We start from the raw sequence: 12,110 nt of genomic DNA, 5'->3' as shown, positions 1-12,110 counted from the left end.
TATCCAATAATTGTTGTTTTATACAGTAGTCTATAACTCACTTCAATGCCCCTCTTGAGATGGCTTTTATGGCCCCCATATAGCGTTCATACGTGGTTAATACTCGTTACTTAACCGAGGTGGCCGTTAATGCCACCGCTGCATATTTTTCAGGAGCTAGGCATGGCAAAAGAACCGCAAACCCCATTAGAAGATGAGCTGGCCCGCCAAGAGCAAGAGGCAGAAGTCACCGAGCAAGCGGCTGAAGAGCGCCTGATTGAAGGTGAGCTGGAAGGGTTAATCGAGGAAGACGCGGCGCTAGAGGGCGACGTAGGAAACCCAGAAGCCGATATGCTAGCCGCTCAGGTGGAAGAGCTTGAGCAGAGCTTGGCGGAAGCTAAAGACCAAGCGCTACGTGCCGCTGCTGAAGCTCAAAACGTGCGTCGCCGGGCTGAGCAAGAAGCTGAAAAAGCGCGCAAATTTGCTTTAGAGAAATTTGTTAAAGAGCTATTGCCCGTTGTTGATAGTCTGGAAAAAGCCCTAGAGAGCATGGAAGACGGAGCCTCTGACGTTCATCGTGAGGGCGTTTCCATGACCCTTAAAATGCAGTTAGGCGTATTGAATAAATTTGGCGTGGAAAGCGTTGAGCCTCAGGGTGAGCCCTTTGACCCGCAGGTTCACGAAGCGATGGCGATGGTGCCGAATCCCGAGCTTGAACCCAATACCGTCATGGAAGTGATGCAGAAGGGTTATTTGCTTAACGGTCGCCTAGTTCGCCCAGCGATGGTGGTAGTCAGCCAAAAAGCCAATTAATCATTGGTTGACACAAAGCAAAAAAAAGCCCCTTGAAATGCTGCAAGCGGCCCCCAAATAAAGGGCAACCCGCGGGAAAACCCGCAGACGCTTTAAGTTTCAAAAAGCAGATTTTTTGACATCAGCTTTCAAACATCAGTTTTGTAACAACCGAATTCGAGGTTTTTGCTATGGGACGCATTATTGGTATCGATCTGGGCACCACCAACTCTTGTGTGGCAGTGCTCGATGGTGACAGCGCTAAAGTAATTGAAAATGCCGAAGGTGGCCGCACTACGCCTTCCATTATTGCCTACACCGACGATGGTGAGACGCTGGTAGGCCAGGCAGCAAAACGTCAGGCCGTCACCAATCCTGAAAACACTCTTTACGCGATTAAGCGCCTGATTGGCCGTCGCTTTAAAGATGATGTCGTACAAAAAGACATCAAAATGGTGCCTTACAAAATCACCGAAGCTGATAACGGTGATGCTTGGGTTGAAGTAAAAGGTAAAAAAATGGCACCGCCGCAGGTAAGCGCGGAAGTGCTGAAGAAAATGAAGAAAACCGCCGAAGACTATCTCGGTGAAGCAGTAACTGAAGCGGTTATTACCGTACCTGCGTACTTTAACGACAGCCAGCGTCAGGCAACTAAAGATGCGGGCCGTATTGCCGGTCTTGATGTTAAGCGCATCATTAACGAGCCGACTGCTGCCGCATTAGCCTACGGTATGGACAAATCCCGTGGTGATAAAACCATCGCGGTATACGACCTGGGTGGCGGTACTTTCGATATTTCTATTATCGAAGTGGCAGACGTTGACGGCGAAACCCAGTTTGAAGTGTTGGCCACCAACGGCGACACCTTCCTGGGCGGTGAAGATTTCGACTTGGCGCTGATCAACTATTTAGTTGACCAGTTCAAAGCGGATAGCGGTATGGACCTGTCTGGCGACAACTTGGCTATGCAGCGTCTGAAAGAAGCGGCCGAGAAAGCCAAAATTGAGCTTTCTAGTGCACAGCAGACAGATGTTAATCTGCCGTATATCACCGCTGACAATACTGGTCCGAAACACCTTAACGTGAAGGTGACACGTGCCAAGTTGGAGTCATTGGTTGAAGATCTGGTACAGCGCTCGCTCGACCCGTGCAAAATGGCGCTGAAAGATGCTGGTTTGTCTGCATCTGAAATCGACGAAGTGATTCTGGTCGGTGGCCAGACGCGCATGCCGATGGTGCAGAAGAAAGCCGCTGATTTCTTCGGCAAAGAAGCGCGTAAAGACGTTAACCCTGATGAAGCGGTTGCTGTTGGTGCGGCGATTCAGGGCGGTGTACTTGGCGGCGACGTAAAAGACGTACTGCTGCTAGATGTGACGCCGCTAACCCTAGGTATTGAAACCCTAGGCGGCGTAATGACACCGTTGATCGACAAAAACACCACCATCCCCACGAAGAAGACACAAACCTTCTCTACGGCGGATGATAACCAAACGGCAGTAACGATTCACGTCGTGCAGGGTGAGCGTAAGCAAGTTGCGCAGAATAAGTCGCTGGGTCGTTTTGACCTTGCAGACATTCCGCCAGCACCGCGTGGTGTGCCGCAGATTGAAGTGGCTTTTGATCTGGATGCCAACGGCATTCTGAACGTATCAGCCAAAGACAAGGCGACTAATAAAGAGCAGTCGATTGTCATTAAAGCGTCCAGCGGTCTCACGGATGAAGAGATCGAGCAAATGGTACGCGATGCGGAAGCACACGCGGACGAAGATAAGAAGTTCGAAGCGCTAGTGCAGCTGCGTAACCAAGCAGATGGCATGATTCACGCCACTCGCAAAACCGTGCAAGAAGCGGGCGATAAAGCGACTGATGACGAGAAACAAGCCATCGAGAGCGCAATTAGCGAGCTGGAAGAAGCAGTGAAGACTGACGATCAGGACAACATCCAGCAGAAACTGGATGCACTGACCGAAGTGTCTGGTAAGTTAGCGCAGAAAATGTACGCCGAGCAGGCTGAAGCTGCTCAACAGGCGGACGGCGAAAGTGCTGAAAATACTAGCACTAAGCCAGAGGATGACGTGGTTGACGCTGAGTATGAAGAAGTCAACGACGACAAGAAGAAGCAGTAAATCACCTCTATCTGCTAAGGAATGCGGTGACGCGGGAGACAACTCCCGCGTTGCTGTTTCCGCAGCAGACGCCTAATTAAGTGCGTAGCTAACCAGGAGGCGTAGGACCCATGTCCAAACGCGATTATTACGAAGTCCTGGGTGTCGAAAAAGGGGCCGATCAGAAAGAGATCAAAAAGGCCTACCGCCGCTTGGCGCAAAAATTCCACCCTGATCGAAACCCGGACGATAACACGTCAGCGGAAAAATTCCGCGAAGTGTCAGAAGCATACGAAGTCTTAAGCGATGGCGAAAAGCGCGCGGCATATGACCAGTTTGGTCACGCCGGTGTAGACGGCCAAGGCGGTGGCTTTGGCGGTGGCGGGTTCGGTGGTGGTGGCGCTGGCGATTTCAGCGACATCTTTGGCGATGTGTTTGGCGATATCTTTGGTGGCGGTGGTGGCCGTCGTCGTGGCCCTAACGCCCCCGCTCGTGGTAGCGACCTTCGCTACAACCTAGAGCTTGATCTGGAAAACGCAGTTTCTGGCACAACTGTTGATATCCGTGTGCCACGTCATATTGAGTGTGATCGCTGCGATGGTGAAGGTGCCGAGCCAGGTTCTAGCAAAGAAACTTGCCCCACGTGCCATGGCCATGGCCAAGTGCGTATGCAGCAAGGCTTTTTTGCGGTTCAGCAAACCTGCCCGACCTGTCACGGTAGTGGCCAGCACATTAAAGTGCCATGCCACAAATGTAACGGCGAAGGCCGTGTACGGGAAACGCGCACGCTATCGGTGAAGATTCCGCCGGGTGTCGATACCGGTGATCGCATTCGCCTGAACGGCGAAGGTGAGAGTGGCATTAACGGTGGCCCGCCTGGTGATCTGTACGTTCAGGTCGCTATTAAGCCGCACCACATCTTCCAGCGCGATGGCAAACACTTACAGTGTGACGTGCCGATCAACTTTGTTGATGCTGCATTAGGTGGTGAGCTTGAAGTACCTACGCTAGATGGCCGTGTGAAGCTGAAGATTCCGCCGGAAACCCAAACCGGTAAACTCTTCAGGTTACGTGGTAAAGGCGTGAAGCCGGTACGCGGCGGCGCAGCGGGTGACTTGCTGTGCAAGGTGGTATTGGAAACGCCGGTTAATCTCAACGACGAGCAGAAAGATTTGCTTCGTCAGCTGCAAGAGAGCTTTGATGGTAGCAATAGTCACAGCCATTCGCCGAAGAAGACCGGCTTCTTCGACAGCGTGAAGAAGTTTTTTGAAGATATGAAGCCGTAACGGCAATTCACTTCACGGCAGCTCAACGCCCCATCACCTTCGTGTGCTGGGGCGTTTTTATTGCCGGTTGGTTGGGGAAGGGTAGCGCAAATAATTCTTTTTCTGTGCTTTGCGGTTTCTATTGAGAGGATTACGCTAGTGAGAACTTATTCGTAAACTTTATGGAGAGCATACGATGCCGTTATCCCGTGCCGAAATCATCACCTCTTCTGGCGAGCGCTTGATTAACCGTTTGTGCAAACATTGGGCGCATAAGCTTGAGGTTGAGCATGGAGAACAGGAAGCCAAAATCACCTTTGCCAATGGTACTTGCTTAATGCATGCCGAGCCGGATCGCCTGATTGTTTCTCTTGAGACGCTGGAAGAGAACCACTTAGACCAGTTAGAGGGCGTGGTGGAGAGTCATCTTGTTCGTATGGCCAATGATGAACCGCTGGAAATCGTTTGGGAGAACTAATTCGTTCAAAGTAGCGGTGCGTTCCCTTAAGCGCCGCATCATTAAGAGGGGTCTGTTATAATCTTGACCCCTTTTAACCCGTGGCTTTCTTATATCAAGCTGGGTGCTGAACGACGCACGCGCAGGAGTTTCCATGACCCGAATTGCCATTGTAGGCGTAGCAGGCCGTATGGGCCGTACCTTAGTAAATGCGGTAGAACAGCAGGCGGATACCTCGCTAGCAGGTGGCATCGTTGAGCCAGGTAGTTCCTTGGCAGGTGCGGACATCGGTGAGCTGGCGGGCGTTGGCAAACGCGGCGTAGTGGCGGTAGATTCTCTCGCCGCAATCGTAGATGACTTCGACGTGCTGATCGATTTCACTGCGCCGCAGGTCACCTTGGCAAATTTGGCGTTCTGCGCTGAACACGGCAAGCGCATTGTGATTGGCACTACCGGGATGAGCGATGACGAGCTAGCCGAGCTGGATAGCTACCGTGATAAAGTTGCCATGGTATTTGCACCCAACATGAGCGTAGGCGTTAATCTAACCCTTAAGCTGCTCGAAACAGCGGCTAAAGCTCTTGGTGATGAAGGCTACGATATTGAAGTGATCGAAGCTCACCACCGTCATAAAGTGGATGCGCCTTCCGGCACCGCGATTAAGATGGGTGAAGTGGTCGCAGAGAGCATTGGCCGCACGCTAAAAGAGCATGGTGTTTTTGAACGGGTAGGGCAGTGTGGCCCGCGCACCGACAAAGAGATTGGCTTTGCCACTGTACGTGCTGGCGACATCGTTGGTGAGCATACGGTGATGTTTGCGACAGAAGGTGAGCGTATCGAGATTACCCATAAAGCCTCTAGTCGTATGACCTTTGCCAAAGGCGCGGTACGTGCCGCCCGTTGGGTCGCCGACAAAGCGCATGGCCGTTACGATATGCAGGATGTATTGGAGCTAAGCTAAGGTATTGTCAGAGCGACCCCAGGTGCTAGCGTGACAATAAAGGGCTAGCCTAAAGTCGGTAAATCCTGTAACATTCCAAAAATTTTGGCCCAGTGGCTGCAAAAAGCAGCAACAAATCTGCATTGAACACACGCCAATAGGCGTTGAAGATGTACATGTAGAGAAAGCACCGCGCTTGTTGCACTGGCCTTCGGTTAGAAAAAATAGTCAGCTAAATGCTGCGCCATGGCTAAACGCCACGGAAGAGAACAACAAGCGGGATGAAACCGATTTTTTACTATCGGCTTCGTCCCGCTTTTTTACGACCCGACGTTTGCACGCAAACGCCGACAAACCGGATCGCCGAGCCTGCGCCCACAGGCTCCCACCAGCATGGGAGAACTTGTCTTGAATAACCCCGCATTGAGCAAACCCGCGATATTGGCCCTGGAAGATGGCAGTGTGTTTCATGGCATAGCCATTGGCGCGGAGGGCGTCACAAGCGGTGAGGTGGTGTTCAATACAGCCATGACCGGCTACCAGGAAATCCTCACTGACCCCTCTTATACCCGCCAAATCGTCACGTTGACCTATCCCCATATCGGCAATACCGGCATTAATTCTGAAGATGTGGAATCGGCATCGATTGCCGCAGCGGGCCTGGTGATTCGTGATTTACCTCTGCTAGCCAGCAGCTTCCGTTCAGAGCAAAGCCTTTCCGATTATCTGAAAAGCCAAAATGTGCTGGGCATTGCGGATATCGATACCCGCCGCTTAACGCGTATTCTGCGCGATAAAGGCGCGCAAAACGGCGCGATTCTGGCGGGTGCAGAAGCAGAGGGCGATGATGCGGTAGAGCGGGCGCTAGCGGCAGCGAAGGCATTTCCTGGGTTGAAGGGCATGGATCTGGCCAAAGAAGTCTCGTGCAAAGAGGCTTACGAATGGACACAAGGCGAGTGGACCCTGGGCGAGGGTTACGCAGATACGACGCAAGGCGAGCGCCCTTATCACGTGGTGGCGTTTGATTACGGCGTGAAATTTAACATTCTACGCATGCTGGCCGCGCGTGGCTGCCGGTTGACGGTTGTGCCAGCACAAACGCCTGCTGCTGACGTACTGGCAATGAATCCGGATGGTGTCTTTCTGGCTAACGGCCCGGGTGACCCCGAGCCTTGTGACTACGCTATCAAAGCGATTCAGGAAGTATTGGAAACCAACACGCCGGTATTTGGTATCTGCCTTGGTCACCAGTTGCTGGCGCTGGCCTCGGGTGCCAAAACCGTGAAGATGGGCCACGGCCACCACGGCGCCAACCATCCGGTGCAAGACCTAGACACCGGCACGGTTATGATTACCAGCCAAAACCACGGCTTTGCCGCCGATGAAGCGACTCTGCCAGCCAACGTGCGCGCTACGCACCGTTCGCTGTTTGATGGCACGCTGCAAGGGATTGAGCGCACTGACCGCCCGGCGTTTAGCTTCCAGGGTCACCCGGAAGCCAGCCCCGGCCCGCGCGATGTGGCGCCGCTATTTGATCGCTTTATTGCCATGATGCAGGCGCGCCGCTAACGCTGCCTTTGATAGCAGCCATGTAACGCCGTTTTTTTGTCGCTCATCGTCACCTATTTTGCGGGAACCGTTATGCCTAAGCGTACCGATATCAACAGCATTCTTATCATTGGCGCTGGCCCGATTGTCATCGGCCAGGCCTGCGAGTTTGACTACTCCGGCGCCCAAGCGTGTAAAGCGCTGCGTGAAGAGGGGTTCCGAGTTATTTTGGTTAACTCCAACCCAGCCACCATCATGACCGACCCGGCTATGGCCGATGCAACCTACATCGAGCCAATTACCTGGCAAGCGGTGGAAAAGATCATTGAGGTCGAGCGCCCTGATGCGATTTTACCCACCATGGGTGGCCAAACAGCGCTCAACTGTGCGCTTGACCTGGAAAAGCATGGCGTACTGGAAAAGTACAGCGTCGAGATGATCGGTGCCAACGCCGATGCGATTAACATGGCTGAAGACCGCGATCTGTTCGATCAAGCCATGAAGCGTATTGGTTTGGAGTGTCCGAAAGCGAAAGTGGCGCACACCATGGACGAGGCCTGGGAAATTCAGGCGGAGCTCGGCTTCCCGACCATTATTCGTCCTTCTTACACCATGGGCGGCTCCGGCGGCGGTGTGGCGTATAACAAAGAAGAGTTCGAAGAGATCTGTACTCGCGGTTTCGAGCTTTCCAACAACCACGAGCTATTGATTGATGAGTCGCTGCTGGGTTGGAAAGAGTACGAGATGGAAGTGGTGCGGGATAAGAATGACAACTGCATCATTGTCTGTGCGATTGAAAACTTCGACCCGATGGGCGTTCACACCGGTGACTCGATTACCGTCGCGCCAGCGCAAACGCTGACTGACAAAGAGTACCAAATCATGCGTGACGCCAGCCTTGCGGTACTGCGCGAGATTGGTGTGGAAACCGGTGGCTCCAACGTACAGTTTGGTATGGATCCGAAAACCGGCCGTCTGGTGGTTATCGAGATGAACCCGCGGGTATCGCGCTCGTCGGCGCTGGCCTCTAAGGCCACGGGTTTCCCGATTGCCAAAATTGCCGCGAAACTGGCGGTGGGTTACACCTTGGACGAGCTGCAAAACGATATTACCGGTGGTCGCACGCCTGCATCGTTTGAACCATCAATCGATTATGTCGTCACTAAGATTCCGCGCTTTACTTTCGAGAAATTCCCCCAGGCAAACGACCGTCTGACCACCCAGATGAAGTCAGTGGGTGAAGTGATGGCAATTGGTCGTACCTTCCAAGAGTCGCTGCAGAAAGCGCTGCGCGGGCTTGAGACCGGTAACGATGGCCTTGATCCGATCATCACAGATTTCACGCCAGACAACATGGCGATCATTCAGGGCGAGCTGCAGGCCGCCGGTGCTGAGCGTATTTTCTACATCGCTGACGCTATGCGCTCGGGAATGAGTGTCGATGAGGTATTTGCGCTAACCAATATCGACCCTTGGTTCCTGGTGCAGTTGGAAGACCTGGTGTTGACTGAAAATGCCGTCGCCAAGCGCGCCCTGGCCGATTTCTCTACCCGCGAGCTGTACCAACTAAAGCGTAAAGGCTTTGGTGATGCGCGTTTGGCCAAGCTGCTTGGTGTAGCTGAAAAGGAGTTCCGCAAAACGCGTCAGGCAGCGGGCATTCGTCCAGTTTATAAACGTGTCGACACTTGTGCGGCGGAATTTGCCTCCGACACTGCTTACATGTACTCCACCTATGAAGAGGAGTGCGAAGCGGATGTGTCGGATCGCCAGAAAATTATGGTCCTGGGTGGTGGTCCGAACCGTATCGGTCAAGGCATCGAGTTTGATTACTGCTGTGTGCATGCCGCTTTCGCCATGCGCGATGATGGCTATGAAACCATCATGGTCAATTGCAACCCGGAAACCGTTTCTACCGACTACGACACCTCTGATCGTCTCTACTTTGAGCCGGTGACGCTGGAAGATGTGTTGGAAATTGCCGACAAGGAGAAGCCGGTAGGTGTGATTGTGCAGTTCGGCGGTCAAACCCCGCTGAAGCTGGCCCGCGAGCTTGAGGCGGCGGGCGTGCCGATTATCGGTACCACACCGGATGCCATCGACCGCGCAGAAGATCGCGAGCGCTTCCAGGTGATGATCGACAAGCTAGGTTTGAAACAGCCGCCCAATGCGACCGCCCGTAGCTTTGAAGAGGCGTTTTCCAAGGCAGAGGCGATTGGCTATCCGTTGGTGGTTCGTCCTAGCTACGTGCTGGGTGGACGGGCGATGGAGATCGTTTATGATGCCTCTGAACTTGAAAACTACATGACCAATGCGGTGAAGGTGTCTAACGACTCCCCCGTCCTGCTTGATCACTTCTTGAGTGCAGCGATTGAGATTGATATCGACGCTGTATCTGACGGTCAGCAGGTGGTGATTGGCGGCATTATGCAACACGTTGAGCAAGCGGGTGTTCACTCTGGTGACTCCGCCTGTGCGCTGCCGCCTTACTCGCTGCCTGCCGAAGTGCAGGATGAAATGCGCGAGCAGGTCAAGAAAATGGCCGTTGAGCTGGGCGTGAAAGGCCTGATGAACGTCCAGCTGGCGTGGCAGGATGGCGAGATTTATGTCATTGAGGTCAACCCCCGAGCTTCGCGTACCGTGCCGTTTGTGTCTAAGTGCATTGGCACGTCGCTTGCGCAAATTGCGGCGCGCTGCATGGCGGGTAAAACACTTGCCGAGCAGGGCTTTGAGCGCGAAATCATCCCACATTTCTACAGCGTGAAAGAGGCAGTCTTCCCGTTTAATAAGTTCCAAGGTGTTGATCCGATTCTGTCGCCCGAGATGAAGTCGACGGGTGAAGTAATGGGCTCTGGCGATACCTTTGCAGAAGCCTTCTTCAAGGCGCAATTGGGTGCTGGCGAAGCTATTCCGGCTTTGGATGGTGACCGCAAAGCGTTCCTTTCGGTACGCGAGCCCGACAAGCAAGGGATTATCGAAGTGGCGCGTTCTCTGCTAACATTGGGCTTCACACTATGTGCAACGCGCGGTACAGCGGCAGCACTTGAAGCTGCTGGACTGGAAGTTGAGCACGTCAATAAAGTCTACGAAGGCCGTCCCCATATCGTCGATCTGCTGAAGAACGACGAAATCGCCTACATCGTGAACACGACTGAAGGTCGTCAGGCTATTAACGACTCTTCAATTATTCGCCGTACTGCTCTCGCGCGCAAGGTGCCCTATGCGACCACCTTGGCGGGCGCTAATGCTGTTTGCATGGCGCTTGAGTACGGTAGGGAGATTACGGTGCGGCGCCTTCAGGATCTGCATGCAGGAGCAAGTCAATGAACAAGGTCCCGATGACGGTAGCGGGAGAAAAAAGTCTTCGCGAAGAGCTTAATCACTTGAAGAGCGAAGCACGCCCCCAAGTGATAGCTGCTATTGCTGAAGCGCGTGAACACGGTGATCTCAAAGAGAATGCCGAATACCACGCCGCTCGTGAGCAGCAAGGGTTTATTGAAGGCCGTATTCAGGAAATTGAGAGCAAGCTTTCAGGTGCTCAGGTAATTGACGTTACCAAGCTGCCGAAAACCGGCAAGGTGATCTTTGGCGTTACCGTCTCTTTGCTGAACCTGGATAGCGACGCTAGTGTTACCTACCGCATTGTTGGTGAAGATGAGGCCAATATAAAAGAGGGGCGCATTTCTGTGACCTCGCCTATCGCCCGAGCGATGATTGGCAAAGAAGAAGGCGATGTGGTGGTGGTGAAAACCCCAGGTGGCGATGTTGAGTACGAAATTGAGAGTGTTGAACACCTCTGATTTACCGCTGTGACGCAGGGGCAGGCGTCTTTATGGCGCCTGCGATCCAGACACACTAAAAGGCCCGTGACGATGATGTCACGGGCCTTTTAGTGTCATGCATTCTTTAACGAGTCACGTGCAGGTTAATGCCGTCCGTGGTGGTTTTCAAAACGCGTGATGTTGGAAAGCTTGGGGTTTACCTTTGGGTTACGGCGATAAAGCAGCGCCATTTTGCCAATGGTTTGTACTAGCTCAGCGTGACTGTCGGCGACGAGCTCGTTGAGCATTGCGACGCGGTCATCCCGCTCTGCAATAGCGAGCTTCACTTTAATGAGCTCGTGATCATTGAGTGCGCGGCTGAGTTCTGCGAGCAGATTTTCGGAGACGCCGTTTTCAGAAACGGTGACCACCGGATTAAGGTGGTGGCCAATGCTACGAAATGCTTTCTTTTGTGCCTGTGACAAGCTCATGGTATCTTGCGGTATCCCGGTTAGCGCTTAACGCTCCATCTTACGGTGAAAAGCCGTTAAGTGAAAGCAATCGCTTTAATGTGCCCATCTCTTATTCCAGTGTTAGATTCCCACATGCAGCAAAAGCCCCCAAGCCGTAAACATTCAGTGAGCAAAACCAGCAATAACTGGAAGAAAGAACACTTTGACGACCAGTACGTTAAGCAACGCTGGCAAGATGGCTATCGCTCTCGGGCAAGCTATAAGCTGCTTGAACTTGATGAAAAAGATAAGTTGTTTCGCCCAGGTATGACCGTCATTGACCTAGGCGCTGCCCCTGGTGGGTGGAGTCAAATTGCCGCAGAAAAGGTGGGGCCTGATGGTATCGTGATAGCGTCAGATATCCTGGAGATGGATGCGCTGGCCGGTGTTGACTTTGTTCAGGGTGATTTTACTGAGGAAAGCGTGCTTAATGCGATTCTAGAGCGTTTAGGAAATCGCCAAGTAGACCTTGTGATGTCTGACATGGCCCCCAATATGAGTGGTATGGCAGCAATTGATCAGCCTCAGGCGATGTATCTTGTTGAACTGGCTTTAGAGCTTGCGCGAGAAACGTTGCCAACGGGTGGGCGCTTCTTGGCAAAAGTTTTTCAAGGTGAAGGGTTTGATACCTATTTGAAAGAGCTTCGAAATAGCTTTGATCGAGTGGTTACTCGCAAGCCGGATGCCTCAAGGGCGCGTTCGCGGGAGGTTTATTTCTTAGCGGAAGGATTTCGCGGTTAACGTAACGTAAATA

Annotated in this window: 10 protein-coding genes; 9 read left to right on the top strand and 1 reads right to left on the bottom strand. The window is 52.9% G+C overall.

Annotated features, from left to right (window positions below; all coding sequences use genetic code 11):
• Positions 1-162: 162 nt before the first annotated feature.
• From grpE to greA, 8 genes are all read left to right on the top strand, one after another.
• Positions 163-792: a nucleotide exchange factor GrpE gene (grpE, locus tag M0220_RS06235; protein WP_264018956.1), complete on the top strand. Its 630-nt coding sequence runs from the start codon at positions 163-165 to the stop codon at positions 790-792.
• A 170-nt stretch (positions 793-962) separates the two neighbouring features.
• Entirely contained in the window at positions 963-2,897 is a 1,935-nt protein-coding gene (gene dnaK / locus M0220_RS06230) for a molecular chaperone DnaK (protein WP_030074130.1), read from the top strand.
• A gap of 110 nt (positions 2,898-3,007) precedes the next feature.
• Entirely contained in the window at positions 3,008-4,162 is a 1,155-nt protein-coding gene (gene dnaJ / locus M0220_RS06225; RefSeq protein ID WP_030074129.1) for a molecular chaperone DnaJ, read from the top strand.
• A 175-nt stretch (positions 4,163-4,337) separates the two neighbouring features.
• Positions 4,338-4,619, top strand: coding sequence for a DUF2218 domain-containing protein (locus M0220_RS06220; RefSeq protein WP_030074128.1), 282 nt, complete (start codon positions 4,338-4,340; stop codon positions 4,617-4,619).
• A gap of 133 nt (positions 4,620-4,752) precedes the next feature.
• Entirely contained in the window at positions 4,753-5,559 is an 807-nt protein-coding gene (gene dapB, locus M0220_RS06215; protein WP_030074127.1) for a 4-hydroxy-tetrahydrodipicolinate reductase, read from the top strand.
• 402 nt (positions 5,560-5,961) lie between these two features.
• Positions 5,962-7,107 (top strand): glutamine-hydrolyzing carbamoyl-phosphate synthase small subunit, encoded by a 1,146-nt coding sequence (gene carA / locus M0220_RS06210; protein WP_030074126.1) that lies wholly within the window; start codon positions 5,962-5,964, stop codon positions 7,105-7,107.
• Positions 7,108-7,179: 72 nt separating this feature from the next.
• A complete protein-coding gene (gene carB / locus M0220_RS06205) occupies positions 7,180-10,410 on the top strand; it encodes a carbamoyl-phosphate synthase large subunit (protein WP_030074125.1) in 3,231 nt (1,076 codons plus the stop codon).
• A complete protein-coding gene (greA, locus tag M0220_RS06200; RefSeq protein WP_030074124.1) occupies positions 10,407-10,883 on the top strand; it encodes a transcription elongation factor GreA in 477 nt (158 codons plus the stop codon). Before carB ends, greA begins: the two co-directional genes overlap by 4 nt.
• A gap of 125 nt (positions 10,884-11,008) precedes the next feature.
• Here the strand turns inward: greA and yhbY are convergent, their stop codons facing one another.
• Positions 11,009-11,335: a ribosome assembly RNA-binding protein YhbY gene (yhbY, locus tag M0220_RS06195; protein ID WP_030074123.1), complete on the bottom strand. Its 327-nt coding sequence runs from the start codon at positions 11,333-11,335 to the stop codon at positions 11,009-11,011.
• 114 nt (positions 11,336-11,449) lie between these two features.
• Between yhbY and rlmE the strand changes: the two genes are divergently transcribed.
• Positions 11,450-12,097 carry a 23S rRNA (uridine(2552)-2'-O)-methyltransferase RlmE gene (gene rlmE / locus M0220_RS06190; RefSeq protein WP_030074122.1) on the top strand — a complete coding sequence of 216 codons (648 nt, stop codon included), beginning with the start codon at positions 11,450-11,452 and terminating at the stop codon, positions 12,095-12,097.
• Positions 12,098-12,110: the final 13 nt, after the last annotated feature.

Source organism: Halomonas qinghailakensis, from assembly GCF_025820815.1.
In the GTDB taxonomy this organism is placed as follows: Bacteria; Pseudomonadota; Gammaproteobacteria; order Pseudomonadales; family Halomonadaceae; genus Vreelandella; species Vreelandella qaidamensis.
This window is presented reverse-complemented; position numbering and strand designations above follow the sequence as displayed.